Origin of the sequence: Micromonospora arida (assembly GCF_003857035.1) — a bacterium.
In the GTDB taxonomy this organism is placed as follows: domain Bacteria; phylum Actinomycetota; class Actinomycetes; order Mycobacteriales; family Micromonosporaceae; genus Micromonospora; species Micromonospora arida.
In genome coordinates this window covers 1-26,890 of the sequence record NZ_QGSY01000129.1, presented here as the reverse complement: position 1 = coordinate 26,890, position 26,890 = coordinate 1, and the positions used below count along the sequence as shown (strand labels likewise).

Annotated in this window: 20 protein-coding genes and 1 pseudogene; 10 read left to right on the top strand and 11 right to left on the bottom strand. The window is 69.8% G+C overall.

Annotated elements, in window-relative coordinates:
• Positions 1-129: 129 nt before the first annotated feature.
• Complete coding sequence (locus tag DLJ58_RS07260; RefSeq protein ID WP_124854433.1) at positions 130-1,746, top strand: serine/threonine protein kinase; 1,617 nt, start codon at positions 130-132, stop codon at positions 1,744-1,746.
• A 481-nt stretch (positions 1,747-2,227) separates the two neighbouring features.
• Complete coding sequence (locus DLJ58_RS07255; RefSeq protein WP_124854432.1) at positions 2,228-3,766, top strand: non-reducing end alpha-L-arabinofuranosidase family hydrolase; 1,539 nt, start codon at positions 2,228-2,230, stop codon at positions 3,764-3,766.
• Positions 3,767-3,859: 93 nt separating this feature from the next.
• On the opposite strand, the gene DLJ58_RS07250 is transcribed toward DLJ58_RS07255, so the two are convergent.
• Together DLJ58_RS07250 and DLJ58_RS07245 are read right to left on the bottom strand one after the other, a co-directional pair.
• Positions 3,860-4,342 (bottom strand): class I SAM-dependent methyltransferase, encoded by a 483-nt coding sequence (locus DLJ58_RS07250; protein WP_124854431.1) that lies wholly within the window; start codon positions 4,340-4,342, stop codon positions 3,860-3,862.
• 226 nt (positions 4,343-4,568) lie between these two features.
• On the bottom strand, positions 4,569-6,056 hold the full coding sequence (locus tag DLJ58_RS07245) for an MFS transporter (protein WP_124854430.1): 1,488 nt from the start codon (positions 6,054-6,056) through the stop codon (positions 4,569-4,571).
• Positions 6,057-6,387: 331 nt separating this feature from the next.
• Here DLJ58_RS07245 and DLJ58_RS07240 point away from each other — a divergent pair, with 331 nt between their 5' ends.
• Positions 6,388-7,110: an SDR family NAD(P)-dependent oxidoreductase gene (locus tag DLJ58_RS07240; RefSeq protein WP_244218827.1), complete on the top strand. Its 723-nt coding sequence runs from the start codon at positions 6,388-6,390 to the stop codon at positions 7,108-7,110.
• A gap of 107 nt (positions 7,111-7,217) precedes the next feature.
• Here DLJ58_RS07240 and DLJ58_RS07235 read toward each other — a convergent pair whose 3' ends face one another.
• On the bottom strand, positions 7,218-10,448 hold the full coding sequence (locus DLJ58_RS07235; protein ID WP_158629554.1) for a S8 family peptidase: 3,231 nt from the start codon (positions 10,446-10,448) through the stop codon (positions 7,218-7,220).
• Positions 10,449-10,629: 181 nt separating this feature from the next.
• Between DLJ58_RS07235 and DLJ58_RS07230 the strand changes: the two genes are divergently transcribed.
• Together DLJ58_RS07230 and DLJ58_RS07225 are read left to right on the top strand one after the other, a co-directional pair.
• Positions 10,630-11,130 (top strand): sigma-70 family RNA polymerase sigma factor, encoded by a 501-nt coding sequence (locus tag DLJ58_RS07230; protein ID WP_091396991.1) that lies wholly within the window; start codon positions 10,630-10,632, stop codon positions 11,128-11,130.
• Entirely contained in the window at positions 11,123-11,812 is a 690-nt protein-coding gene (locus tag DLJ58_RS07225) for an RICIN domain-containing protein (protein ID WP_124854427.1), read from the top strand. The genes DLJ58_RS07230 and DLJ58_RS07225 overlap by 8 nt, the downstream gene beginning before the upstream one ends.
• A 72-nt stretch (positions 11,813-11,884) precedes the next feature.
• Here the strand turns inward: DLJ58_RS07225 and DLJ58_RS07220 are convergent, their stop codons facing one another.
• Positions 11,885-13,498, bottom strand: coding sequence for a COG1361 family protein (locus DLJ58_RS07220; RefSeq protein ID WP_124854426.1), 1,614 nt, complete (start codon positions 13,496-13,498; stop codon positions 11,885-11,887).
• Between the two features lie 439 nt (positions 13,499-13,937).
• Between DLJ58_RS07220 and DLJ58_RS07215 the strand changes: the two genes are divergently transcribed.
• Positions 13,938-15,617: a glucuronyl esterase domain-containing protein gene (locus tag DLJ58_RS07215; protein ID WP_244218826.1), complete on the top strand. Its 1,680-nt coding sequence runs from the start codon at positions 13,938-13,940 to the stop codon at positions 15,615-15,617.
• A gap of 70 nt (positions 15,618-15,687) precedes the next feature.
• On the opposite strand, the gene DLJ58_RS07210 is transcribed toward DLJ58_RS07215, so the two are convergent.
• Positions 15,688-16,350: a type 1 periplasmic-binding domain-containing protein gene (locus tag DLJ58_RS07210; protein WP_124854424.1), complete on the bottom strand. Its 663-nt coding sequence runs from the start codon at positions 16,348-16,350 to the stop codon at positions 15,688-15,690.
• A gap of 340 nt (positions 16,351-16,690) precedes the next feature.
• Between DLJ58_RS07210 and DLJ58_RS07205 the strand changes: the two genes are divergently transcribed.
• From DLJ58_RS07205 to DLJ58_RS07195, 3 genes are all read left to right on the top strand, one after another.
• Entirely contained in the window at positions 16,691-17,749 is a 1,059-nt protein-coding gene (locus tag DLJ58_RS07205; protein WP_244218825.1) for a HupE/UreJ family protein, read from the top strand.
• Between the two features lie 144 nt (positions 17,750-17,893).
• Positions 17,894-19,873 (top strand): purple acid phosphatase family protein, encoded by a 1,980-nt coding sequence (locus DLJ58_RS07200; RefSeq protein ID WP_124854422.1) that lies wholly within the window; start codon positions 17,894-17,896, stop codon positions 19,871-19,873.
• Positions 19,874-19,962: 89 nt separating this feature from the next.
• Positions 19,963-21,030, top strand: coding sequence for a WxL protein peptidoglycan domain-containing protein (locus DLJ58_RS07195; RefSeq protein WP_124854421.1), 1,068 nt, complete (start codon positions 19,963-19,965; stop codon positions 21,028-21,030).
• A 12-nt stretch (positions 21,031-21,042) separates the two neighbouring features.
• On the opposite strand, the gene DLJ58_RS07190 is transcribed toward DLJ58_RS07195, so the two are convergent.
• Entirely contained in the window at positions 21,043-21,741 is a 699-nt protein-coding gene (locus DLJ58_RS07190) for a YoaK family protein (protein WP_124854420.1), read from the bottom strand.
• A gap of 255 nt (positions 21,742-21,996) precedes the next feature.
• Between DLJ58_RS07190 and DLJ58_RS07185 the strand changes: the two genes are divergently transcribed.
• A complete protein-coding gene (locus DLJ58_RS07185; RefSeq protein ID WP_208740913.1) occupies positions 21,997-22,968 on the top strand; it encodes a quinone oxidoreductase family protein in 972 nt (323 codons plus the stop codon).
• A 4-nt stretch (positions 22,969-22,972) separates the two neighbouring features.
• Here DLJ58_RS07185 and DLJ58_RS07180 read toward each other — a convergent pair whose 3' ends face one another.
• The 5 genes and pseudogenes from DLJ58_RS07180 to DLJ58_RS07160 all read right to left on the bottom strand — a co-directional run.
• Positions 22,973-23,563: an HAD family hydrolase gene (locus DLJ58_RS07180; RefSeq protein WP_124854419.1), complete on the bottom strand. Its 591-nt coding sequence runs from the start codon at positions 23,561-23,563 to the stop codon at positions 22,973-22,975.
• Positions 23,564-23,579: 16 nt separating this feature from the next.
• A complete protein-coding gene (locus DLJ58_RS07175) occupies positions 23,580-24,836 on the bottom strand; it encodes an RNA polymerase sigma factor (protein ID WP_124854418.1) in 1,257 nt (418 codons plus the stop codon).
• A 2-nt stretch (positions 24,837-24,838) separates the two neighbouring features.
• Entirely contained in the window at positions 24,839-25,186 is a 348-nt protein-coding gene (locus DLJ58_RS07170; protein WP_124854449.1) for a YciI family protein, read from the bottom strand.
• Between the two features lie 130 nt (positions 25,187-25,316).
• On the bottom strand, positions 25,317-26,528 hold the full coding sequence (locus tag DLJ58_RS07165) for a low temperature requirement protein A (RefSeq protein ID WP_124854417.1): 1,212 nt from the start codon (positions 26,526-26,528) through the stop codon (positions 25,317-25,319).
• Positions 26,529-26,631: 103 nt separating this feature from the next.
• Positions 26,632-26,890 (bottom strand): annotated as a pseudogene (locus DLJ58_RS07160) (tryptophan--tRNA ligase); the annotation flags it as partial.

Below are 26,890 nucleotides of genomic sequence, written 5' to 3'. Positions count from 1 at the left end.
GACTCGTGGACGGCATCGACCGGGTTCGGTGGGCGGACGATAGGCTGCGGCCGGCGTCGGAGTGACCTGAGGGGAACGGGTGATGGGCGGAACGGCTCGCGCGGTGGTCGCGGTCTGCGGGCACCCGGCGTGAGCGTCGGGTTGCGTCCCGGTGACCCGGCACGCCTCGGTGGGTACGAGGTGCTCGACCGGCTCGGCGACGGGGGGATGGGCAGTGTCTTCCTGGCCCGCTCTCCGCAGGGACGGCTGGTGGCGGTCAAGGTCGTCCGTGCGGAACTCTCGCACGACGAGGAGTTCCGGGGGCGGTTCCGTAGTGAGGTGAACCGCGCCCGCCAGGTTCCACCGTTCTGCACCGCCGAGGTCCTGGACGCCGACCCGGACCATGAACCGCCGTACCTGGTGGTGGAGTACGTCGAGGGCCCCAGCCTGGCCGAGGTGGTCCGAACACAGGGTCCGCTGGGGGCGGCGCGGCTGCACAGCATCGCGGTTGGGGTCGCCACCGCGCTCACCGCCATCCACGGTGCCGGGGTGATCCATCGCGACCTGAAGCCGGCGAACGTCCTGGTCGCACCGGGTGGGATCAAGGTCATCGACTTCGGCATCGCCCGAGCGTTCGAGGCGACGAGCCAGCACACCCGTACCAACCAGATGGTCGGGACCCTCTCGTACATGGCTCCGGAGCGGTTCGACACGGCTTCCGGCCGTCCGGCGGGCCCGGCCGCGGACATCTTCGCCTGGGGCGCCCTGGTCGCCTACGCCGCGACCGGCCGCAGCCCGTTCGGGGGCGACTCCCCTACCGCCACCGCGATGCGGATCCTCACTCAACCGCCGGACCTGACCGGGCTCGGTGGGCCGTTGCGGGAGTTGGTCTCCCGGGCGTTGGAGAAGGACCCAGCTGCCCGGCCCACCGCCCGGGAGTTGCTCGACGGGCTGTTGACCGCAGCGACTCCGGTGGGTGCCGGCGGGCCGGCCCAACTTTCGGGCGCGACGCCGCCGAATGTGTCGCCCGCTGCCAGTGGTGATGATCAAAGCGCGCGGTCGACACCATCGGGTCTGGCCACGGCCGGTCGCGCGGGTTCACGCGGGCGTCGCTGGCTCACCGCGCTGGGGGCGACCGCTGCGTTGATCGCCGTGCTGGTGCCCGCTTTCCTGTTCGGCCCGCAGCTGTTGGGCGGGCGGTCCGAACCGGACCAGGCCGGCTCGACGCCGAGCGGTAGCCCGGCGACGAGCGGGCCGGCGGTCACGGCGTCCACGCCCGCGTCGGGAAAGCCGTCCGCCTCGCCGGCGGTCAGCGCGGACCCGACCCAGGCCATGCTGGCCGGTCAGCGGCGATTCCTGCTGCACCTGGTGGAGATCGACCGTGACCTGTCGCTGCCGTCGCACGGCGAAGTCGAGGTCGGCGACGGGACCGGCAAGGATGCGCTCTTCGTGCTCGAACCGGTCGGTGTCGACTTCATGATCAAATCGGTGAACCCGGAGATCGCCCACCGACCCTGCGTCGGGGTCAAGGTCGATTCAGAGGGGTACAAGTCGCTGGTGGGAGCCGACTGTCGGCCCACCAAAGCAACCCTGTTCACGATCTTCCGTGAGGGCAAGGACGACAAAGGGCGCGCTTCCTACTCCATCATCAGCGAGGAGTACGGCCCGGTGCAGTGGAGCCCGACCAAGAGGGAGATCTTCGTCGAGTTTCTCGGCGACGCCCCGCTGGACACCAGGTTCAGCCTGGTCGATCGAGGCGCGGTCTGACTCGGACGTAGGCGACGGGTGCGGTCCGAGGGCTGGCCATTGACGCCTGCGGCGCCCCCACCGGTCGACGGGCAGGGCTCGGTTCGTCGACACCGCGCACGATGGGCAAACGTCGATGTTAACGCGCTCTCGGTGCCTCCTCAAGGGCCCAGGTCGTGGTCTGCGTCCGCGTCCGGGGTGATGCCTGCGGGAAGTCGAGTGAAAGACGTCAGCGCCAAGATCGGCAGCTCGACGGTGGCCAATGTTCCCAGCGCATTACGTCTTGACGAACGGCATGTTATCGCTCACAGTCGATGCCTAAGGACGACGACACCTCGGCTTTCCGGGCAAGCCCTGCTTCGTCGATCTCGAATCAGGCGTGCGCCATAGCTCGCCGGCGTCTTGTTAACGCTAACTCTCTGACGCCTGCGCGCTCGGCCACGCGTCGCGGTACGCCCACCCTCGGGCAGGCCGTTCGGCTCTTGGTCACTGGAGGAGGATCATGTCTGCCCTCGATAGGTCTCCATCGATCGCAATGCCGTCGCGGCGGCGTTGGTGGTTGCCCCGCATCCTCGCCGCCAGCGCGGCGGCGTTGATGGTCGGTGGCGCTGCCGTAGCGGTGGTGTCGTCACCCGCCGCCGCGGCGTCGGTCGACACGAACGCGTGGTACGTGTTGGTCAATCGCAACAGCGGCAAGGCCCTGGATGTCTACAACCTGGCCACGAATGACGGTGCCCGGATCACCCAGTGGGCGCGCAACAACGGCAACCAGCAGCAGTGGCAGTTCGTCGACTCCGGTGGTGGCTATTACCGGGTGAAGTCGCGGCTGTCCGGCAAGGTGCTGGACGTCTCGGGCTTCTCGACCGCCAACGGTGGCAGCATCGTGCAGTGGAGTGACCTCAACGGCACCAACCAGCAGTTCCGGCTGGCCGACTCGGACAGCGGCTACGTCCGGTTGATCAACCGCAACAGCAACAAGGTGATGGAGGTGCAGGGCGCCTCGACCGCCGACGGCGGAAACATCGTGCAGTACGACGACTGGAACGGCACCAACCAGCAGTGGCAGTTCGTCCGCGTTGGCGGTGGGACCGACCCCACCACGCCGCCGCCGACGACCCCGCCGCCGGGCGGCACCTGCGATCTTCCCTCGACGTACCGGTGGTCGTCGACCGGTGCGCTGGCGCAGCCGAGGTCGGGTTGGGTGTCGCTGAAGGACTTCACCGTCGCGCCGTACAACGGTCAGCAGCTGGTCTACGCGACCACCCACGACAACGGGAGCAGCTGGGGTTCGATGAACTTCGGCCTCTTCTCGAACTACTCGCAGATGGGCTCGGCCAGCCAGAACGCGATGAACAACGCGACCGTCGCGCCGTCGCTGTTCTACTTCGCGCCGCGCAACATCTGGGTGCTCGCCTACCAGTGGGGTGGGCCGGCCTTCTCGTACCGGACCTCGACCGACCCGACCAACCCGAACGGTTGGTCGGCGGCGCAGACGCTGTTCACCGGCAGCATCACCGGCTCCGGTACCGGTCCGATCGATCAGGCGGTCATCGGTGACGGCACGAACATGTACCTGTTCTTCGCTGGTGACAACGGCAAGATCTACCGGGCCAGCATGCCGATCGGGAACTTCCCCGGAAGCTTCGGCTCCAACTACACGACCATCATGACCGACTCGACGAACAACCTGTTCGAGGCCGTCCAGGTCTACAAGCTCCAGGGCCTGAACAAGTACCTCATGATCGTCGAGGCGATCGGTTCGCAGGGCCGCTACTTCCGCTCGTTCACGGCGACCAGCCTGGGCGGTTCGTGGACGCCGCAGGCCACCAGTGAGAGCAACCCGTTCGCGGGCAAGGCCAACAGCGGTGCCACCTGGACCAACGACATCAGCCACGGTGAGCTGCTGCGCACCAACGCCGACCAGACCATGACCGTCAACGCGTGCAACCTGCAACTGCTCTACCAGGGTCGTTCCCCCAGCTCCGGCGGCGACTACGGCCTGCTGCCGTACCGGCCGGGTCTGCTGACCCTGCAGCGCTGACCCTGTTTGATCACGCTCGACTGACCCGCAACGGGCGGGCTCGGCGTCATGCCGAGCCCGCCCGGCTCATGTCACGCTGCGATCAGCCCAGGCTCACGCGATCGGCGTGCCGGTGACACAGGTCAGCACCTGGCCCTGACCACGGGTGGCGCTCGATGTGGTCGTGGCGAAACCGTGGGTTTCGAGCAGTACTTCGGTCGCGGCGAGGTTCGCGGTGGCGTGCGCTTCGGTGGGTCGCTCGCCGAAGACGTAGAGCCGTCCGCCCGGTGCCAGCAGGCTGCGCATCCGAGCGATCTGCTGCGCCGCGTCGCCCAACCAGAAGAGGCTGACGTTCACCGCGAAGATCTTGGTGAAGTGGCCGGTCGGAAGGTCGGCCGACTCGAACCCTGCTCGCCGGATCTCGGCTCTACCTGCGTCGATGTGGCTCAGGTTTCGTTCGGTCGCGAGCCGCACCATCGTCGCGGCACGGTCGATGGCGACGATCCGACCGGTGGTGAGTTGGCCGGCGACCAGGGAGACGGCAGCTCCCCGACCGCAGCCGATCTCCAGCACCTGGTCGTCGGGCGCGACAGCCATGGTCTGCACCGCCCAGCGCTGCCGATGGGCGGACGTCGCCCGATTCGGTTCGTACGCCGCAGGCGTCGTGCCAGCGCTGGACGAACCCGGATCGCGGCTCGAAAGAGTGGACCTCACGACGTCACTCGCCGGTGCCTTCTCTGCTCACACCCTGATTCCACCCTCTCAGCGGATTCGGTGCACCGTGTCCTCGGTCACCGCGCCGGATCGACAGGCGCGTCAGCGATCAGTGCACGGGCACCGGGGTGACGTCCCCGAGGGCGTCCGTCGGGGTCGGGACGTCTTTCGGGGCGCCGGCGTTCACCATTGCCACCGAGACCAGGGCCGCCGCGACCACGAAGCCGACGGCGACCCAGTACGCGACCGAGTAGCCGTGCATCAGCGCCTCGTTCCGCTCCTGGACTCGCGCCGCCGGGCCACCGTGCGAGACCAGGTAGGTGGCGGCCGAGCTGGTCGCGATGGTGTTGAGCAGTGCGGTGCCGATCGACCCGCCGACCTGCTGCGACGAGCTGATCATCGCGGAGGCGACACCGGCGTCCTTGGGCTCGACGCCGTGGGTGGAGATGCTCATCGCGGGCATGAACGCGGTGCCGATGCCGAGCCCGATCACCGCTTCGGCGAACGCGATCTCCAGGAAGCCGCTGTCCGCGTCGAGCGAGGCCAACAGCGCCAGACCGACAGCGGTGACGAGGTACCCGCCGACCATGATCGGCCGGGGTGCGATCCGGTGCGCGAGTCGAGCGCCGATCTGCGTGGCACCGATGGCCTGCGGCACGGCCATCGGCATGAACGCCAACCCGGCCAGCACCGGCGACCATCCCTTGACCTGCTGGAAGTAGTAACTGAGCAGGAGGAACATCCCGAACATGCTGACGATCGCAAGGCCCACCGAGAGGTACGCGGCGGCCCGGTTGCGTTCGGTCAGGACGCGCAGTGGCAACAGCGGGGACGTGACCCGCGCCTGCACCACGACGAAGGTCGCCAGCAGCAGCACCCCGGCGGTGAACGAGCCGATGGTCACCCCCGCCGACCACCCGCGGCTCTCGGCGACACCGAACCCGTAGACGAGGCCGACGAGTCCGGAACTGGCCAGCAGTACGCCGGGCAGGTCGAGTCGGGCCCGGTGCCGCTCGCCGTCGTCGTGGACGGTGCGACTGGCGCCCAGGATTCCGATGGCCGCGATCGGCACGAGGACGAACATCGCGAAGCGCCAGTTCAGGTACTGGGTGAGCAGGCCTCCCACGATCAGACCGACAGCGCCGCCGGCGATCGAGACCGCGCTGAACACGCCGAACGCCTTCGCGCGTTCCCTCGGCTGGGTGAAGGACAGCGAGAGCAACGAGAGCGCGGCCGGCGCGAGCAGGGCCGCGAACACACCCTGGAGTGCCCGGGCGAGCAGCAGCATCGCGGCGTTGACGGCCAGGCCGCCGATGGCCGAGGCGATCGCGAAGCCGGCCAGCGCGATCAGGAAGGTGCGCTTGCGCCCGACCATGTCACCGATCCGGCCGCCGACCAGCAGCAGGCCGCCGAAGGCCAGACCGTACGCGGTGACCACCCACTGCCTGCTCCCGTCGGTGAAGTGCAGCGCCTGTTGCGCCGAGGGGAGCGCGATGTTCATGACCGCCCCGTCGAGCACCACCATCAGTTGAGCGATGGAGATGAACAACAGGGCCTTCCACCGCTGGGACTCCGGGGCGGCGCGACCTGTGGGCATGACTGTTCCTTAGGATTGACTTGCGCGGATTCTTGCGACGTGTCGAACGCTAACTGTTTATGGAACGACCACCAAAGAATGTGCCAGCGGTTACAGCGCTCCGGCGGGTGGTTAGCCGGATCATTTGTACCGTTCTGACACCTGAAAGAACTTATTGAGGTCGCAGGGTGCAGAGCTAAAGGCCTCGCCTGTGAGTCCCGTTACTTTGTCGAACGTTCCAGAAAGGGCTAGCGTTCCGTCTCACCAAGAGCCTGCGGGCCCCGTGGCGGCTCGCCAGTCGAAGTGGATGTGAGACGAAATGTCTGGACGGTTGGAAGCAAAGGTGCTGGTCGTGACCGGCGGTACGCGGGGCATGGGCCTGGCGTTCGCCCAGCGGGCGGCCACGGAAGGGGCCCGCGTCGTCATCGGTGCCCGCGACAAGGACCGGGGCGAGGAGGTCGTCGCGCAGATCAGGAACGCGGGCGGCAGCGCCCTCTTCGTGCCCGCCGATGTGACGGTCGAGGAGGACATGGCGCGGCTCGTCGACGCCGCGGTGACGCAGTACGGGCGGCTGGATGGCGCGTTCAACAACGCCGGCGGTGGCCCGATGGCCAGCGTGCGCGAGACCGACAGCGACAACTGGCACCGGTCGCTCGCCCTCAACCTGACGAGCGTCTTCTACGGCCTCAAGTACGAGCTCCCGGCGATCATCGCCTCCGGCGGTGGCGCGATCGTCAACAACGCCTCGGTCTCCGGCGTGAAGGGCGACGGGACCCAGGCCGCCTACAACGCGGCGAAGCACGGGGTCATCGGTCTGACGCGCTCGGCGGCACTGGACGTGGCGCGCTCCGGTGTGCGGGTCAATGCCCTGGTCACCGGCCTGATCGACACCCCGCTCTGGCAGGGCGTGGTCAGCCAGGCCCCGGAGGTCGCGGAGCGACACCTGTCGGCGCAGCCGACCGGACGAGCCGGCACCTCCGACGAGGTCGCAGCGCTCACCGCGTTCCTGCTCAGCGACGAGGCCACATTCATCAGCGGCGCGTCCATCGCCATCGACGGTGCCCTCACCGCCTGAGGCACTGAGGCACCGATACGCCGATACGCCGAGGCACTGTTACACCGAGGCACTGAGGTCCGGTCCGGGGCGGCGGCTCCAGCAGCCGCCCCGGACCGGGTAGTACGTCAGGCGATCCGATAGGCCCGCTGGATCGTCTGCGTGACCGTGTTGCCAGCGGTGTCGGTGGCGGTCAGCCGCAGCGAGACGAATCCGGCCCGTCGTGGATGACTGATCAGCGCGACGTTCCGGATCACCGGCAGGGCGACCCAGGTCCGGCCGTCGTCGAACGACGCGGACACGGCGAGGGTCCGGTTGGGCGCGGCCTTCGAGCCGGCCTGCCGGTCCAGCGCCACCGGGATCGGCATGCTCCGGCCGGTCCGTGCGGTGTTGGTGTCGTCGAGCACTGGCGTCGGGCGAGCCGTGGTCAGAGGCAACCGCTCCGGCGACGTGGTGTGCGCCGAGGTGAAGGTCCAGGCCACCGAGACCGACGTCGACAGGGTGTCCGGTGCGCCTCGGGTGGCGGTCGCCTCCAGCCGGTAGGTGGCCTTCCCGGCGGGCACCGCGAACTCGGCCCACGGGCTGTCCGAGGTGCCGATCTCCTTACCGTCGCGCAGCAGCCGGAACCGCACCGGCTGGTCGTCGCGGCTCGCGGGGCGACCGGTCGCGTCGCCGAACAGGGGCACCGACGCGATCGAGATGGTGTCGCCGTCGCGGCCCGCGTACCCCAGGGGTGACAGGGTCGGTGCCTGGGTCACGGTGGGTCCGAAGGGTGCCGCGTTCCAGGTCTGGGTGTACGTACGCCCCGACCTGAAGGTCGAGTCCTGCGTCGTGAGGTTGTCCCCCTCGACGAACGTGGACGTCCAGACGATGCCGCCGTCGGTGTTGTAGTACTCGGTGCCCTTGAACGGCAGGTCGACAGGCGTGTTCGACCCGATCGGGCCCGCGCCTCCGGGCGCCGACGCGCGGTGGAACCGGGTGGCCGTGGCCGTCGTGGACTGGCTGCGGTAGGTCGTCTTGACCGTGGCGAGGTTCTTCGACGACAGCTTCCTGGTCAGGCCGGTGAACATGTCGCCCTTGCCGACGTACGCCAGGTCGTAGGTGTAGGGGCTGTTCCGGAAGGTGCCGTCCCTGCCTGGCCGGGCGAGCCCGACGCCCAGCGTCGCGGTGAACTCGGGTGCCGCGACGGCGGGCCCGAGCCGGCCGAAGAAGACGTCCGTGACTGACACTCCGCTGAGTTGGACGCCCGGGTAGCGCAAGCCGTCGTCCCAGTTGGCGCTCACGTTGATCGAGATCGGCGCGGCGTCGTGCTGCGGCACTGTCAACGCGACCGGCTTGGCGTTGCGGGCGTCGACCGCCTCGGTGACCGGGCCGCGTACGTCCAGGACCGGCTGCGCGAGCAGGGTTGACACGGCACCCTCGTGGATGGTGCTGTACAGCGCGTACCGACCCTTGGGTAGCCGCAGGACGCCGCCGCCCGGTGTCGCGGGCAGGGTGCTGAACTCGGCGGTGGTCAGGTTCGCCGCCACTGTCGTGTACTCGGTGGCCGGCTTGCCGTCGCGTCCGGTGTGGTCGAGCCGTACGTCGTAGCTCTCGATCTCACGGTTCAACACGAAGGGCGTCCGTACCCGCAGGTCGCCGGCGCCGGTCGCGGTCAGCGCGCCCTGGTAGACGCCGTCCGGGGCGTCCACCCGGGTATCCACCGTGATCGTCGCCTCGGCGCGGCCACCGGCCGGCACCACTAGCGTGGTCGGGCTGACGGTGAGCATGCCCGCCGGAGCCGGAGCGATGGCCAGTGTCAGGGTGACCGGCGCGGTGCCCGTGTTGCGGTAGCCGACGACCTGGGTGATCGGGCTGTCGTCAGCGTGCGGCCAGCGCTGCACCGGAAAGTCGATGGCGGCGATGTCGGTGGCGACCGGCTGGGAGACAGCGCGGGCGATGTCCACCCGGCCCGCGCCCTGCTCGTAGATGGTGTCCTCGCCGGTCGGCTTGGCCGAGTCCATCAGGGCGGCCTTGAGCTGCGGGCCGGTCCAGTCCGGGTGTTGCCCAGCGAGAATCGCGGCGGTGCCGGCCACGTGCGGGGTCGCCATCGACGTACCCGACATGGTGGCGTAGTCGCCGCCGGGGGCGGCGGCCACGATGTCGACGCCCGGCGCGCTGATCTCGGGCTTGATGTGGTTGTCGCCGATGCGCGGGCCCCGGCTGGAGAAGTAGGCCCGCTGGTCGTCGGCGTCCACGGCGGCGACGGCGAGAGCGTCGTCGGCGGAGGCCGGCGAGGAGACCGACTTCGGTTTCCCCTCGTTGCCGGCCGCGACCACGAAGAGGGTGCCGTACCGGTGGCTCAGCTCCTGGACCGCGGTCTCCAGCGGGTCGAGGCCGGGTGCGTCGTCGCCGCCCACGCTCAGGTTGACCACCCGGGTCTGCGGCGCGAGCCACTGCATGCCGGTGATGATGTCCGAGTCCTGGCATTCGGTGGTGGCGCAGACCTTGCCGACGAGCAGCTTCGCCCCCGGTGCCACCCCGCGGTACCTGCCGCCGGAGGCGGCGCCGCTACCGACGATCGTCGATGCCACGTGGGTGCCGTGGCCGACCGAGTCGCCGGGGTCGTTGCCGCCGGTGAAGTCCCGGACCTCGGCGAGGTGGCCGGCGAAGTCGGGGTGGCCGGCGTCGATCCCGGTGTCCAGCACGCCGACGGTGACGCCGGTGCCGTCGAAACCGGCCTGCCAGGCCGCCGGGGCACCGATCTGCGGCACGCTGCGATCGAGGGAGACCGTGCGCTTGCCGTCCAGCCAGATGTGGGTGACGCCCGCGGTGAGGGTGCGCGCGGACGACGTACCTCGGGTGAGCGACGTCCAGAGGGTCACCCGGTCGTCCCGGTCCGTCCGGACCGCGAGCGCGTGCGCGGCCGGGAGGTCGGCCCGCACCCGCCCGGCACCCCCGGTGGTCGCGGTCCGTGCCCGCGCCGCCATGCTCTCGGGGTACGCGACCAGCAGCGGCAACTCGGCCGCCCGGTCGTCGTAGCCGAACTCGCCGAGCGTGCTGAGGTCGAACAGGCGGCGATCCAGCCGCCCGTCCCGCACCAGCGGCATCGCGTCCACCGGGATGACGTACTGGTGACCGTCCTCCCGGCTGCTCACGAACCGCATGCCGGCCCGACCCGGCCCGCGCTGGATCTGTGGGCGCCCCGCCGCGTCCAGCGAAACCCGGTCCCCGGTGATCAGGGTGAAGGTTCCGTGGGTGCCGGGGGCCGTGGCCGTCGGCTTCTCCTGCGCGTTCGCCGGTTGGGCGATCAGGCCCGCCGCAACCAGCGCGGTCGCGAGTACGCCGGCTGTCAGGGCGCGTCGTTGCCGTCGTCGCACATCGTCCTCTCCGCCACGGGCGTCTCCCGGGTCGGCACGATGACGCCTGACCAGGTCGTCAGGTTGATCACTGCGGTGTGACGGAGACCACAATCGCGCCCCGCGCCGACGCGACCGGTCCACCCGGGCGAGTTCCATGCGGCGGTGACCAGGGGACGAGGCATGGGAGGGCACCGGTCGGATGCGTGACGCCGAAGAGTTCGATGCCCTCTACGCGGCCTGTGCGGGTCGGGTCGTGGGTCACGTGTACGCGCTCACCGGCAACCGCGCCGAGGCGGAGGACGCCGTCGCCGAGGCGTTCATGCGGGCCTGGCAGCGATGGGCGACGGTGCGGGAGACGGACAGTCCGGAGGCGTGGGTCCGCCGGGTGGCCTCCCGGATCGCGGTGAGCAGCTGGCGCAAGGCGTTCAACCGGGTACGCGCGCACCGCCGGGCCGCGGTCGACCAGGGCGTGCCCGGACTGAACGAGGACCACGTCGCGCTGTTGCAGGCGCTGCAACGCTTGAGCGCCAACGAGCGGCGGGCGGTTGTGCTGCACCATCTCAACGACCTCAGCGTCGCGGAGGTGGCAGCCGAGATGCAGGCACCCGTCGGAACCGTGAAGACGTACCTCGCCCGTGGTCGGCGAGCGATGGCCGGGTTGCTGACCGATGCGCACCAGGAGGAGACCTCCCATGGCTGATCCGCGCGACGATCTCACCGCGATCGTGGACGAGGTCCGGCGAGTCACCACACTGCCCGGAGCGCAGACGTTGCGGCACCGCAGCGACCGGCGTCGGCGGCGTCGGACGGCCGTCGGCGTAGCGGGGCTGGCCGTGGTGGCCCTCGCCGCTGGCACAGCCCTGGTGCAGGTGCGGAACGACGTCGAGACGCCCGGTGTCGGACCGGCCACCCAGGTCGCACCGCCAGTGGTCCCGTCCGCGACCGCCTCGGCGGGACCGCAGGAGATCCTCGGCGGCCGGCGGCAGGTCCAGATCGTGCTGCCCGGCATGCGCGGGGCCACCTTGGCGATCGACCGCGACGGCGATCAGGTGCGGGCCACCACCGAACAGGGCATCGACGATCGGGCGCTGTGGGTGCTGCGCCCCGAGGGCGGCAGGTACCGGATCGTCCTGGCGTCGAGTGCCGACGCGATCTGCATGGCCGTCGTGCACGACGCCGCGCCGGGCAGCGTACGCGGCCGGGCGTGTGATGCCGCCGCCTCGACGCAGCTCTTCCGGATCGATCAGGTGCCTGACGGCAGCTACTCGATCTTCCAGGGCAAGCGTTACGTCCAGGTGGTCGACGGCACCAACGCCCTGGTCCCCGACCTGCCCGAAGGCCTGACCACCACGTACGAGTTCCTGGACCGCGGGCCGAGGTGAGCGGCCTCGACACCGGAAACACAGCGGGGGTGGGCCAGCGTCGGCCCACCCCCGCTGTTACCTGTTGCTGAATCAGTCGCGCGGGATCTGCAACACCACGCGGCGACGGCGGAACAGCACGAGCAGCGCGGCGCCGAGCACGAGCACTGCCGCACCGCCGCTGGCGAGCATGGCGGCCGGTGCGCCGGTGATGGGCAGGCCGCCACCCGATCCGCCCTCGTCGTCACCGCCGCCGGCAGTGCCGCTGGTGATGACGATCCGGGCGGTGTTGTTCTCCGGCTTTGACTCGGACGCCGCGGTGACGCTGCGGGCCACGATCGTGCCATCGGTGCCCGGAGTGGACTTGATCTTCACCTGGACGGAAGACCTGATGCGGCCCCAACCGGATGCCGTGGACGGGAACTCGCTCTCGAAGTTGCACTGGAGCTTGGCCGATTCTTGCTCGGGGACGTCGGGCCAGCACCACACGTTGGGCAGCAGGACCGTTCCGGTCGGCGCCGTGATGATCACTGACGGGCCGCCACCGTCGGAGGGACCGTTGTTGACGACCTCGTAGACGACGTCGACCGTCTGACCGGCGGCACCCTTGACCGCTGGCGCGGTCACCGAGATGTCGAGGGTGTTCGGCTTGGTCCAGAAGCCGAACAACGCGTAGTTGTCGGACTCGTCGAGCTCGCCCTGCGCCGCGCGCTGCCGCGCGAGGTCACCCTTCGCGCCCTTCGCGGCGAGCTTGCGAACAGCCTCGGCGAACGACGGCCCGGTGCCCTTGGTGCGGGTGCTGCCCTTGGCCGAGCGCTCCTGCCCGGCGAGGGCGACATTCACCAAACCGTAGTTCTCACTCGGGCCGTCCAGGTTGCGGCCAAAGTTGATGTTGAAGAGCGACGTCCCGGTCTCGTCGTCGTAGAAGAGCAGACCGTCGCCGGGTGCGAGGCTCGTCGGGACCGCGCAGGTGACCTCGCTGGGCCCGTACACGTAAGGCTTGCCGATGTCGTCCGGGTAGTAGTCGGTGTAGGTGCAGTCGCTGTACCGCTCGGCGAACGTGGCGCCGGTGGGAACACCGACCCGTACGGTGAAGTTCTCGGCGGCGGTGTCGCCCTCGTTGCCGACGCCCGCATACAGCGGGACGGTGTCACCCGGGCCGACCGGCGTCTTCTTGTCGTTCAGGTCCTGTGCGGCGGCGACCAGATCGGGGCCGGACGGGAGCACCGTGACCGGGAACGAGGTGGTGTCGTTGCCCGGTGCCATGTCGTCTTCGGCGCCGTCGATGGTGACGGTGACCGAGCCGGCGTCGCCGGGGGCGGCACCTTGGCGGCTGGTCAGCGTCAGGGGGTAGACGGACTCGACCTGGCCGGCGTTGAGCGCTCCGACGTTGCAGGTGACCTTGGTGTCGGCGAGCTTGCAGTCGCTGTGATCCGGCACGGACGCGGTGACCGCGTCGGAGACCTTGCTCAGGTCCAGGGTGACCGTCACCGCCGTCGCCGGGGCCTCGCCGTAGTTGTAGACGTACATGCCGACGGTGCTGCCGTTGTTGTCGATCTCAGCAACGGGTTCATTGTGGAACGAGACGAACAGCTCGGGCAGCGCCTCGGCGGCAGCCGCCGCGTGTGGGGCGCTGAAGATGGTGGCCGTTGCCAGCAGCGCTGTCGCCGCGGCGAGGCGCGAGAATTTCGACGGTGTGCGGTTCACGTCATCTCCGTTGAGGGGGGTGTTGGCCGCACTCTAACTGTTGATCATCAGAAATTCCGTCCCGATCCACGTGGCCCGGCGCCCCCGGTAACGGGCGTCGGATCGCCCTGGTCAGGCCCCAGGTCTCGGCGCGCCGGACCGCTGGCCGCCGTGCCAGATCGGTGGACGTCGAAATGTTTCCGACACGACATCTGCTGGGGCTGAACATCGGCATCGGTGGTTTGGCCAGCCTGGCTGGGCCGCCGACGGTACCCCCTGGCTTTCGCTGTCCGCGATTCGTCCTGCAGGCGCGGGAGGGCCCATATCCTCGGGGCCGAAACTTTCGGAAAAACATTGACACCCTCCAATGAGTCGCCTCAGGCTTGACGTGGCTGGCAATCGTGATCATCGATCTCGCTTCGTCCCTTCCTGTAACCACCACCTCGGAAGGAGACCTCTGGTGACCATCCCCTCGGGCCGTCCCAGAACCCGGTTCCTGGTCGTCGTGCTGGCGCTGGCAGCGCTCACGGTCGCCGGATCGGTATCGGCAGTGACACGAACGACGAACGCTCAAGCCGCCGTGGGCACGCTGGCCGCGGCAGTGGAGGACGAGGGTGCCGACTGCGCCGTGTCCGGTCTGCCTGACCTGGGCTCGCTGCCCACCAACGCCAAGCTTCCCGATCCCTTCAAGAAGCTGAACGGGACGACCATCACCGCGAAGTCCGACTGGCGCTGCCGGCGGGCGGAGATCAAGGAGCTTGCCGAGAAGTTCGTCTTCGGCGACAAGCCCGCCAAGCCCGCGACGGTCACCGGAACGGTGTCCAGCAGCACCGTCACCGTCAACGTGACACACAACGGCAGGAGCACCAGCTTCTCGGCGCGGGTCGAGCTGCCGAGCGGCACCGGTCCGTTCCCGGCCGTCGTGGTCGTCGGCGGGTTCGGCGCTGACACGGCCACCATCAAGGCCGCCGGCGCTGCCGTGATCAGTTACGACCCACTGGCAGTCGGCCGCGAGGGCACTCCCCGGAACAACAAGCAGGGCGCGTTCTACAGCATCTACGGCTCATCGAGCAGCACCGGACTGCTCGCCGCCTGGGGGTGGGGCGTCAGTCGGATCATCGACGTCATCGAGCAGTCCGACGGCAGGACCCTCAAGGCGGACGCGATGGGCGTCACCGGCTGCTCCCGTTACGGCAAGGGCGCCTTCGCGGTCGGTGTGTTCGACCAGCGCATCGCCCTGACCATGCCGATCGAATCGGGCAGCGCGGGCGTCCCCATCTTCCGGGGCATCCCGGGTGAGGGCGCGCAGAGCCTGAGCAGCGCGTACGGAGAGCAACCCTGGCTGGGTGACGCGTTCGGGTCCTTCACCGGCAGCCCGAACCGGCTCCCGGTGGACACCCACGAGATGGTCGCCATGGTGGCACCGCGCGGACTGTTCATCATGGACAACCCGCACATCGCCAACCTCGGGCCCCGGTCGGCGAGTGTCGCGGCCCTGGGCGGCGCCGAGGTCTACAAGGCGCTCGGCGCCGGCGACAACATCACCTACTGGTCCGACGTGCAGGACGGCAGCCACTGCGCCAACCGCCCCGAGTGGCGTACCCCGTTGCAGAACAACATCCGCAAGTTCCTGCTGAAGACGGGCAACGAGCCGGGCGTGATCCGGATTTCCAGTAGGGCGCTCGGCCGGTTGGCCGACTGGCGGGACTGGCCGACCCCGGTCCTGGCTGACGGCCCGACCACGCCGCCTCCGACCACGCCGCCTCCGACCACGCCGCCTCCGACCACGCCGCCTCCGACCACGCCGCCGCCGACCACGCCGCCTCCGACCACCCCGCCCCCGACCGGTGGTGGCTGTGTGGCGACGGTGTCGGTCAACCAGTGGACGGGCGGTTTCGTCGCCACGGTGCGGGTGAGCGCTGGCACCGCGCCGGTCAACGGTTGGACGGTCACCATGACCCTGCCGTCGGGTGCCAGCATCACCAGCATCTGGAGCGCCAACCGGAGCGGCAGCACCGGGACCGTTCAGTTCACCAATGTCGCCTACAACGGCGCCATCGCGGCCGGGCAGTCGACCGAGTTCGGTTACCAGGGCAGTGGCACCGGTGCGGGGATGACCCCCACCTGTTCCGCCGGGTGACCCGCAGGCCCGGCGCGGAGGTGCACAGCCTCCGCGCCGGGTCGCGCGGCCGCGCGGCGGAGCCCGAGCGTCAGAGCCAGACCACGATCCCGGTCAGGTCGTTGAGGACGGCGGCCACGCCCGCCCGGACGGCCGCCGCGCACCGGTCCGCGGTGAACGAGTTCGGGTCGTACGTCGAGGACATCCCGAGCCCCTCGCCACGGAACGACGCGCCGTCCCAGTCGACCGCCGTGACGTTGTGGGTGGGCTCGGCGAGTTCCGCGCCGACCACGAGGAACTTCTCGTCCAGATGGTTCGGGGTGACCAGCGCGAGCCCGTCGATGAGGTCGTTGCCCGCGCTGACGATGAGGTCCGGGCCCATCTCCATCGCCTTGGCGATGCTGGGAACGGTGTCGTGCGCGTTGCCGACGACGATCGTCCTCAGGTCGACGTGCTCGTCGTCGGCCCACTCCTTCACCGCCGTCACGAGGGCCCTGGTCGGGTTGTCCGTACCGCTGGTCAACAGGACGACCCGGTAGTCCTTCGGCGGGTGGACGTCGGCCCACGAGCCGGGCTGCGGGGTGATGGTCGCCTCCGGCGCGGGCTTCGTGGAGGGGTCGACGAAGCCGGGGCCGAGAGTGCCGATGGCGCTGGGCGCGGGACGTGGCTCGGACCAGTCGTTGCTGGAGTTGCAGGCGGTGACCAGCGCGGCGGTCGCGGCCAGCATGGCAACGGCCCGAAGCGGGGGGCGCAAGGTGATCGTCCTCCGGGTGGTGGCGGAAAGTGCGCGTACTTCTTCGTATTCCTATCTCAGTTCCGGTCACCGTTAATCGGTGGGCGGTCGTTCGGGGAAGTTGTTCTCCGGCGGTTCGTCGGTGCGCGGGTTGGTGTTCACCCACGGCATGCAACGTGCACTGGCCAACCGAGGGAGTCGAATGTCAGGCCGCATCCGCCGTACCGTTATCGTCGCCGCTGTCGGGTTCGCCGCAGCAGTGATTCCGTTTGTGGGAGCCGAACCGGCGTCTGCGCACGGTTTCTCGTCGACTGTGTACGCGAAAATTGCGGCGGGAGATGAGGGTCACATTCGAACCGAGGTGGAGCTCGAATACGACCTCCTCGTCGTGTCCGCCGCGGATGCCGGCGACGACGACCCGCTCTTCCGGGCGGGAACCGCCGCGTTCGAGGCGGGCGACACCGCCGCCCAGGCCGCCGCCCTGAAGGGTCACGCGTCCGCGGTTCTCGGGTACGTCTCCGACCGGTTCTCGGTGAGTTCCGGGGGTGCGGACTGCCGGCCGACCCCGGTGGGTGACGCGATGATCGGCGAGCGCGAGGGCGTGCCGTACGCGGACCTGCTGCTCGACTGGACCTGCCCGGAGCGGGTCGACGAGCACGTGGTGCGCAGCGGCCTCTTCCCGGATGGCGAGGGCTACGTCAAGGGCACGAAGACGATCGTCACCTACGAGATCGACGGCCGTTCGGGCAGCGCGGCGCTCGACGCCGCCAACCCGTCCTTCTCTACCGCGCAGGCCTGGTACGAGCGGTTCGGCGAGTTCTTCCTCCTGGGCGCCGAGCATCTGCTGACCGGGATCGACCACATCCTGTTCCTGCTGGCGCTCATCGCCGGGTCTCGGCGGCTCCGGGAGATCGTGCTCGCGGCCACCAGCTTCACCCTGGCGCACTCGGTGACGTTCATGCTCGCCGCGCTCGGCCTGGTCGAGGTGCCGGGGGTGATCGTGGAGCCGATCATCGCGTTGTCGATCGCCGTCGTCGCCGGTTGGCACCTGTGGGGGATCTGGCGGCGTGGTGAGCACGCGGCCGACCTGGAGACGGCCGGGCGCGGCCACTTCAGCCTGGATCGGGCCGGCTGGGCCCGCCTCGGCGTGGTGTTCTGCTTCGGCCTCGTGCACGGCCTCGGCTTCGCGGGCGCGCTGGGCATCGACGCGGCGTGGTCGTGGACCCTGCTGTGGTCACTGCTGGTGTTCAACGTCGGCATCGAGGCCGTTCAGTTGACGATTATCGCTGTCGTCTTCCCGCTGCTGTTCGTGCTGCGCCGTCGTGCGCCGAAAGCCGGCCTCTGGGCTACCGGGGCTGTTTCCGCAGCAGTGTCCCTTATGGGGTTGATCTGGTTTGTGCAGCGCATTTCTGGATCATGAGTAGGGCTAAGTAGTTCGTGAAGTGCAGTCTTTCGCAAGATCACGTTCATGGCCGGTTCATCGGGCGGCGAAAGCGTGGAATTGCTTCCCCAGCGTCGGGTGAAGGCACAATCCATTTCTCTATTTGAAAAGGGAACAATGTCGATGACATTGAGCACCTCGACACGGGCCTCCGCGCTCGTGCGGCGGCGCCTGGTCGCCGGGGTCGCAGCCGGGTTCCTCGGTCTGGGCGCGGCCCTCGGCAGTGGCCTGATGGCCACCGCGAGCGCGGCCGAGTCCACCACGATCAGCAGCGTGATCCTCGGCGTCGGCGCCAACGAGACCCAGCGCATCGTGACCTGGTACTCCTCCGCCGACACCGCGCAGAAGATCCAGCTCGCCCCGACCGCCGAGATCGTCAACGGCGAGTTCCCGGCCGGCGCGGTCAGCTTCGACGCCGTCGGCGCGGCGAACACCTCCACCACCGGGTTCAACCGGCACGCCACGATCAGCAACCTGCGTGAGAAGACGGCGTACTCGTACCGGGTCGGTACCGAGGGCAGCTGGTCCCCGACGTACGCCTTCAAGACGCAGGACTTCGAGGGCGACTACGACTTCCTGTTCTTCGGTGACCCGCAGATCGGCTCCTCCGGCGACCGGCTGAAGGACCAGGCCGGCTGGGAGGACACCCTGAAGGTCGCCACCGCGGCCAACCCGAACGCGGAACTGCTGGTCTCCGGCGGCGACCACGTCGAGTCCGCCAACGACGAGGGTCAGTGGACCTCGTTCATGGCCCCCGACCAGCTGCGTCAGTACCCCGTGGTCGCCACCATCGGTAACCACGACGTCGGCGGCAAGTCCTACGAGCAGCACCACTTCACCCCGAACACCGACCGCACGGCCCCGTACTACGACAACGGGAACCCGGCGGGCACCAAGTCCGGTGGCGACTACTGGTTCGTCTACAAGGACGTGCTGTTCATCGACATCAACAGCAACAGCTACAAGCTGCCGACCGACGGCAGCAACGCCGGCGACGCCGCGCACGTCTCGTACATCACCGACGTGGTGAACAAGCACGGCTCCGAGGCCAAGTGGAAGGTGCTGGTCTACCACCACTCCATCTACTCGCCGGCCAGCCACGCGACCGACACCGACAACAAGCAGCGCCGGGAAGACTTCACCACGGCCTTCTCGAACCTCGGCATCGACATGGTGCTCCAGGGTCACGACCACAGCTACTCGCGCAGCTACTCCATCAAGAACGGCCAGAAGGAGAACCCGGCCGAGAAGCCGGGTGCCGCCGATGTCTTCCCCGGCCCGGGGGGCGTCATCTACGTGACCGCCAACTCGGCTTCCGGCTCGAAGTACTACGACATCAAGAAGCCGGACGCCACCGGCACCGGCATCAAGGGCAACGGCCCGGACCCGCTGGACCCGAACAAGTACTGGTACAACTCGGTGCAGAACCAGGAGCACGTCCGCAGCTACGTCAAGGTGCAGGTGCGCGGCGACAAGCTGGTCCTGGCGAATGTGCGCAGCGGTACCTGCGCGGCACCGAACGCGTCGGTCGAGGCCGGCCTCTCCTGCGTCAACACCCCGGAGGGCCAGCCGGTCGGCTCGATCGTCGACAACGTGACGGTGCACCCGTTCCACGGTGACGGTCAGGCCATCCAGGTCAACGTGCCGAACCCGGCCCCGGGCGAGTTCGGCTGGACGATCGACGGCTACAACGGTCTGGTCGACCTGGGCACCGCGCAGGAGCGCAACGGCACCTACTTCCAGGCCAACGGCAAGATCAACCCGATCCTCGTGTCGGACAGCCGCCGGTCACTCGCCCCGTGGTCGATCTCGGCCAACGTCGGCGACTTCTCCGACGCCGACAAGAAGTTCTCCGGCTCCTACCTCGGCTGGAACCCGTACGTGCTCGACGCCGGCGCGGGTGCCGAGGCCGGTGCCGCGGTCCTGTCGTCGCTCGACGACCAGGGCAAGGGCCTCTCGGTCTCCAGCGCGCTCGCCGCGGCCGCGCAGGGTCACCCGCGTGGCGGCGCCAAGCTCGGCGCTGACCTGGATCTGAAGATCCCGGACAGCATCGCGAAGGGCAGCTACCGCACCACCCTCACGATCACCGCACTGAGCAGCTGACCGAACTGTTCCATTCGGCGGGGTAGGCACCTTCGGGGCCTACCCCGCCACCCATTGCACCCCTCCCAAGATCACCTCAAGGAACTGACATGTACCCGCCCGTAACGCGCTGGAAGACACGCCTCCGTACGACAGCACTGTCCCTGCTCGCCGTCGTCGCGGCCGTCGGTGTCGGCGCCGGTCCCGCCCTGGCGGCGGACGGTAACGTCGCCTGGACGGTCCGGACGGCCTCCAACGACTACGGCGAGGCCCGGTCCAGCTACAGCTACAACGTCAATCCGGGCGGTGCCGTCGAGGACGCCATGGTCGTGGCCAACCGCGGCCCGGCGCCGCTGACCCTCTCCGTGTACGCGGCCGACGGCTTCACCACCGACGCCGGCCAGCTCGACCTGCTCACCAAGGACAAGAAGTCGATCGCGATCGGCGCCTGGGTGAAGCCGAACGCCGGCAGCGTCGTCATCCAGCCCGGAAAGACCGCCCAGGTCCCCTTCAAGGTCAGCGTTCCGGAGAACGCCACGCCCGGGGACTACGTCGGTGGCATCCTCACCACGCTGACCCAGGCCGACCAGGCTGAGGGGATCAACGTCGACCGGCGCCTCGGTATCCGGATCAAGTTGCGGGTGGGCGGCGAGCTGAAGCCGAACCTCGCGATCGAGAACCTCCACGTCACGTACGCCGGACCGACCAACCCGTTCAGCAAGGGTGACGCCACCATCACCTACAAGGTCCACAACGTCGGCAACGCGGCCCTGTCCGGTAAGCAGGCGGTGACCGTCTCGGGCCCGTTCGGCCTGCTGCGGGTGCGGGCCGAGGATGTCGCCGCGCCGCCGGAGCTGCTTCCGGGTGAGAGCTGGGACGTGACGGTGCCCGTACACGGGGTGGCTCCCGCCATCTCGCTGGCCGCGACCGCGACCCTGACACCCCTGCTCACCGACGCCTCGGGTTCCACCACCTCGCTCAAGCCGGTCCAGGTCACCGCGCACGGCTGGGCCCTGCCCTGGACGCTGGTGCTGGCGCTCGTCGTGCTGATCGCCGTGCTCGTCGGGGCGTTTCTCTACCGACGCCGCAGCCGGGTGCAGAGCAAAGCGCGTGAGGACGCCCGCGTCCGCGACGCCGTCGAGCAGGCGCTTCGTGGCCCGGAGCCGCAGACCTCCTGATCGCGGCTCCGGTCAACTCGGCTGGCTTCGGCCGGCGGCGGTTCTCGCCCGCAGGGTCAGACCGATCGCGAACGCGATCACGGCGATCACCAGCACCGCCGCCGGCACGGATGCCCAGGTCGGGGCCGTACGCAGCACCACCGTGCCGAGCGCCGCGCCGACCACCAGCCCCGCCAGCCGGCCGACGCCACCCACGTCGGCGAACCGGTGCGGGTCGACGACGCGACGCCGGACCAACTCGGTCAGCGAGCCGGTCAGGTAGGTGGTCGACGCACCCCGTACGCCGGCCGCCACGGTGATCACGCTCTGGATGCCGCTCGACACGGCCGCCATCGCCAGCAGCACGAGCCCGAAGCCGTACCCGGGACGTGCCGAGCAGGCAGACCAGCCCACTGTGAAGCCGAGCAGCAGCACCGCCTCGGCTGACGTCACCAGGGCGGTACCGCGGTTCCAACCCGGCGGGGTGTGGCGCAACGGCACCGTGGCAGCGGCCACGCCCACCGCGTACCCGCCAACCGCCACCACCGCCCCCGCGAGCGAGCGGGTGTCGGCCGTGGCGAGCGCGTGGCCGAATTGCACCAGGTTGCCGGTGATCACGCTGGCGAAGTAGCCGTCGAGCTTGGTCAGACAGATCACGTCGAGGCAACCGGAGGCCGTGGTCAGTGCCACCAGGAGCCAGGCCGTGGCCCGCGTCGACGGAGCGTGCACCATGCCCCCTCCATCGGTCCTGCGGCCGGCGCGACGCGCCCGCTCCTTCACGTCGAACGCACCCGCGCACGTCGAACGCACCCGCGCTCGCGCCCGGCGCGGTACGCGGACATTCCCGTGCCTGCCCCGGCTACGCCCGGCCAGGCCCACCGAGCGCGGGTGTTCGCCCTTGTGGGTGAACGCCGCTCGGCTCCGGGCCACGCCCGTTCCCTAGCCGGCATGCTGCGACGGTGACGCCGGCACGGAGAGGGAATCCACATGGTTGACGGGGATGTGCCAGAGCGGATGCAGGCCGCGGCCTTCGACGAGTTCGGCGGGCCGGAGGTGATCACCCTGCGAAAGCTGCCGATCCCAAAGGTCGCCGACGACGAGGTGCTGATCAAGGTCTTGAGCGCCGGTGTCGGGGTGTGGGACGCGTACGAGCGGCAGGGGATGCTGGTGCCGGAGGGATCGACGCTCCCGATCGTGCCCGGCTCCGACGGCGCCGGAACCATCGTCGCGGCCGGCAGCAAGGTGACCGGCCTGGCTGTGGGTGACCTGGTCTACGTCTCCGCCACCACGCGGCCGAAGGGCGGTCTCTACGCCGAGTACGCGGTGGTCAAGGCGGAGTACGCGGCGAAGGTGCCCGATGGTGTGCCCGCCGAGCACGCCGGCGCCATGCCCACCGACGCGCTGACCGCGCTGGCCGGGCTCGACACCGTCAGCCTGTCGGCCGGTGCCTGGTTGCTGATCTTCGGTGCGAGCGGCGGTCAGGGCCACCTGGCCGTGCAGTTGGCGAAGCGGCAGGGGCTGAACGTGATCGCCGTGGCATCCGGGGTGGACGGCGTCGCGCTGGTGAGCCGGCTCGGCGCCGACGTGTCCCTCGACGGCCACGGTGACATGACCGACGTGCTGGCCCGGATCCGAGACGCGGCGCCGGGTGGGGTGAACGCCATCCTGGCGATGGCCGGCGGCGCGACGCTGGACCGGCTCACCGAGGCGCTGGCCGACGGCGGGGTTGTCGCGTTCGCCCACGGGGTGCGGCCGGAGCCGCAGGAGCGGCCGGGTGTCATGGTCCGCCCGTACGACGGCGAATCGAGCCCTCGACAGTTGCAGCGCCTCAACGAACTCATCGAGGCCGGGCCGTTCGTGGTGCACGTCGCGGAGAAGTTCCCGCTGGGCAAGGTGCGGGACGCGCACCAGCGCCTACAGACGTCCTACGCCGGCAAGCTCCTGCTCACGGTCGCCTGAGACGTCAGGGCGTGCGCTGCTGCGGCACGCGTACCGAAGCCATGCCGGCCGCCGTCGCGGCCTGGATGCCCAGGTCGGTGTCCTCGAACACCAGGCAGGACTCCGGGGGTACGCCGAGCTGCTCCGCCGCGAGCAGGAACGCCTCCGGGTCGGGCTTGGACCGGGTGTAGTCGTCGGCGCAGACCAGCACGTCGAACCGGTCCAGCAGGCCGAGCACCTCCAGGGAGGCGGTGACCGACGCGCGGGTGCTGCCGGAGACGACGGCGAACGGGACCCGCCGGTGCGCGTCGTGGATGTGCGCCAGCACCTCGGGCACGGCGGCGAGCTGCGGCAGCAACTCCTGGTAGTAGCTCTCCCGGCGCTCGACGACGGCCGCCACCGGCATGGCCAGACCCTGCTGCTCGTTGAGCGCGACGATGATGTCGGCGGTGGGCCGCCCACCCCAGGCGTAGAAGAGGTGCTCGGGGAACTCGCAGCCCCACTCCTCGAGGGCCCGCTGCCAGGCCAGGTAGTGCAGCGGCATCGAGTCGACGATGGTGCCGTCGCAGTCGAACAGGTACGCGGCGAACGGCCCGGGAGGCAGAGGCAGACTCACCCGGGAAGGGTACAGCTCACTCGTTCGTGACGGCTCTCAGCTGGCCGAGCAGGTACGCGCGCTCCGGTTCGGTGCCGACCAGCGTCAACGCGCTGCGGTACGCGGTCGCGGCCTCGTCGTACCGGCCGAGCCGGTGCAGCAGGTCGGCCCGCGCCGCCGGGTAGGGGTGGTGGCCGCGCAGCCGAGGATCGTCGGCCAACTCGTCCAGCAGCGCGAGCCCCGCCGCCGGCCCGTCCCGCATGGCGACCGCGGCGGCCCGGTTGAGCGCCACGATCGGTGAGGGCACCAGACCGAGCAGCACGTCGTAGAGCGCCACCACCTGCGGCCAGTCGGTGCTGGCCACGTCCGCGGCCTCGTCGTGCAGCGCGGCGATGGCGGCCTGCACGCCGTACGGGCCGGGCGCTGGGCCGGTCAGCGCGACCACCACCAGGCCGCGCCCCTCCTCGATCATCTGACGGTCCCAGCGTCCACGGTCCTGGTCGTCGAGAAGGATCATGGCGCCGTCCGGCCCGGTACGCGCGTCCCGTCGGGCGTGGACCAGCAGCATCAGGCCGAGCAGCCCGGCGACCTCCCGCTCGGCCGGCAGCAGCCGACGCAGGATCCGGCCCAGCCGGATGGCCTCCTCGGCCAGGTCGATCCGTTGCAGATCCGGGCCGGAGCTGGCGGCGTACCCCTCGGTGAAGACCGAGTAGACGGCCTGGAGCACCGTGGGCAGACGACCGGGCAACTCGTCGGGGCCGGGCACCCGGAACGGGATGCGTGCGTCGCGGATCTTGCGTTTGGCGCGGACGAGTCGTTGGGCCATGGTGGCGGGCGGCACCAGGAAGGCCCGCGCGACCTCGGTGGTCGTGAGGCCGGCCAGGAACCGCAGGGTGAGCGCGCCGCGATCCTGCGCGGCCAGCGCCGGATGCGCGCAGGTGAAGAAGAGCGCCAACCGGTCGTCGGGCAGGTCGCGATCCGCGTCGGCGGGCGGCGCGTGATCGGCCCGCTCTGCCTCCGCTTGCAGGACGGCGAGCCGGGTCGCCAGCACCCGGTCCCGACGCAGCCGGTCCACGGCCCGACGCCGAGCCGTGGTGAGCAGCCAGGCGCCCGGCCGGCTCGGGACGCCGTCGGTCGGCCAGTGCCTCAGCGCCGCCTCGATGGCCTCGGAAGTCACCTCCTCGGCCAGGTCGAGGTCGCCGAAGCGGCGCACGAGCGAGGCGAGCAGTCGGCCGCGTTCCTCTCGGAACACCGCCTCCACCGACGACCCGACGGCTGCCCCCTCGCCCTTCATGCTCAGACCTGCGCGTCGATCTCGAAGATCGGACGGACCTGAACCGATCCGGTGCCGATGGCCCCGGGGCTGCGGGCCGCCCAGTCCAGCGCGGCGTCGAGGTCCGGCACGTCGATGACGTCGTACCCGCCGAGCAGCTCGCGGGTCTCGGCGAACGGTCCGTCGGTGATCGTGCGCTCGTCGTCCGGGCCGACCTGCACCGTGGTGCAGGTGGTCAGGTCCTGCAAGGGGTGCCCGGAGACCCAGACCCCGGCGTCCTTCATCTCCCGGTCGTAGCGGATCCAGTCCTCGAAGCTGCACCCGTTGTCGACGACCTCCCCGTCAACCATGGGGCTCATGAACAGCAGCATGTACTTCACGTTTCGGCTCCTCTCAGTGCGGCGTGTCGCCGTACAGCATGACGACGAACGCGGGCTGCTGTTATCGACACCCGCGCGTCAGGTTTTTCGTGGCCGGGCTGCACCGGGGGTGCGGCGGTGCTCAGGAAGGGTCCGGCTGTGCCACCTCGGGTCGTTCGTCGCGTCGGTCCAACCGTCGCTCGAACCAGGTCACCCCGATCAGGAGAGCGGTCAGCAGGGTGAGCGCCGTCAGTGGCGGCAGAGATCGGCCGATCGGCAGCATGGCCAGCGGCAGCAGCGCGGCGACGACCTGCGGCGGGTACACCGCGCCAACGGTGAGCCGGCGGAAGACCAACCTGCTGAGCAGGTAGAGGGCGGCACCGCCGTAGAGCGCGACCGCGGCCTCCCAGCCCAGCCGGCCGGGGTGCGCCGACTCCTCGGTGAGCTGGGCGATCACCTCCTCGATGCCGAGCGCGACGTAGATGGCGCCGATGATCAGCGTGGAGTGCCCGAGGCCGTACGCGTCACCGGCGACGCGGGCCCGTCGCTCACCCGGCACGGCGCTGACCGCCTCCCGGGCGGCGGACGCCAGCCGATCGAAGTAGAGCCACCACAGGCAGACCGTGCTGGTGAGGCCGAGCAGGGCGGCCAGTAGGGCGGAGCCGACCGGCGCCATCGCCCTCGGGCCTGCGCCAGCAGAGATCAGGGACTCACCCAGCGCGATGATGAGCACCAGGCCGAACCGCTCGCTGAAGTGGTCCACGCTGCGCAGTTGCCACGGCCGGAAGGTGGACGCGATCCGGGCGCCGCCGATGTTCAGCAGAAACGCGACCGTCCAGAGTGCCGTCTGGGCCGCACCGCCGAGCAGGGCACCGATGATCAGCGGCACCCAGCCCAGCACCACCGGCACTGTGAAGAACCGCAGCGTCGAGCGCAGTGGCGGGTTCGTCGCGCTCGCCCAGAACAGGATCACGAGCTGCACGGCCCGGCCGACCACGTAGGCCAGGGCGAGAGTCAGCGGCGCGTCGAACAGTTCCGGACTCTGCTGCCAGGCGTCCGGCAACACCAGCGCGGCCACGAAGATCGCCGCCATCGCGACCAGGGTGACCGCGCGGACCAGGCCGACGTCCGGCCGGACCAGGTTTCCCACCCAGATGTACGGCGACCAGGAGTACAGCAGCAGGAGCAGGAGGAGTAGCCCCTGGGCCAGGGTGAGCGCGCTCGGGGACCCCGCCATGAACGTGATGACCCGGGTGAGCGCGAAGACGAAGACCAGGTCGAAGAAGATCTCGAACATCGTGGTCCGGTGCGTCAGCCCCGCCGGCACCGGACGAATGTCGAGAATCCTCCTCACCCTCGCATTCTGCGCCCTGGAACTGGCTGACGTCCGAATCCGCTGAGACCCCGACGGTGTCTCAGCGGACCCGGCGCCACGTCGCCTACCGGACGCCCCGGCCTCAGGTCGAGGCGTCCGTCCGGCGCCGGCTCCGCTCAGCCCGCCGCCGCACCTGCTGGTACGCGCCGGTCAGCCCCATCGCCCGGCGTACCTCGAGCACCGTCTGGCGTACCTCCTGGCGGGTCCGCTCCGTACCCTCGACGATCAGTCGGTCGACCAGGCCCCGGTCGGCTTCGATCTCGGCCCGGCGCTGCCGGATCGGCGCCAGGAACCCCTCCAGCGCGACGATCAGCCGTTCCTTGACCTCCACGTCACCCACC

Excerpts from the sequence above, each read along its gene's own strand:
- DLJ58_RS07255 (WP_124854432.1), top strand. The coding sequence starts at position 2,228 with ATGTCTGCCCTCGATAGGTCTCCATCGATCGCAATGCCGTCGCGGCGG.
- DLJ58_RS07250 (WP_124854431.1), bottom strand. The coding sequence starts at position 4,342 with ATGGCTGTCGCGCCCGACGACCAGGTGCTGGAGATCGGCTGCGGTCGG.
- DLJ58_RS07245 (WP_124854430.1), bottom strand. The coding sequence starts at position 6,056 with ATGCCCACAGGTCGCGCCGCCCCGGAGTCCCAGCGGTGGAAGGCCCTG.
- DLJ58_RS07230 (WP_091396991.1), top strand. The coding sequence starts at position 10,630 with ATGCGTGACGCCGAAGAGTTCGATGCCCTCTACGCGGCCTGTGCGGGT.
- DLJ58_RS07225 (WP_124854427.1), top strand. The coding sequence starts at position 11,123 with ATGGCTGATCCGCGCGACGATCTCACCGCGATCGTGGACGAGGTCCGG.
- DLJ58_RS07200 (WP_124854422.1), top strand. The coding sequence starts at position 17,894 with ATGACATTGAGCACCTCGACACGGGCCTCCGCGCTCGTGCGGCGGCGC.
- DLJ58_RS07195 (WP_124854421.1), top strand. The coding sequence starts at position 19,963 with ATGTACCCGCCCGTAACGCGCTGGAAGACACGCCTCCGTACGACAGCA.
- DLJ58_RS07190 (WP_124854420.1), bottom strand. The coding sequence starts at position 21,741 with ATGGTGCACGCTCCGTCGACGCGGGCCACGGCCTGGCTCCTGGTGGCA.
- DLJ58_RS07185 (WP_208740913.1), top strand. The coding sequence starts at position 21,997 with ATGGTTGACGGGGATGTGCCAGAGCGGATGCAGGCCGCGGCCTTCGAC.
- DLJ58_RS07175 (WP_124854418.1), bottom strand. The coding sequence starts at position 24,836 with ATGAAGGGCGAGGGGGCAGCCGTCGGGTCGTCGGTGGAGGCGGTGTTC.
- DLJ58_RS07170 (WP_124854449.1), bottom strand. The coding sequence starts at position 25,186 with ATGCTGCTGTTCATGAGCCCCATGGTTGACGGGGAGGTCGTCGACAAC.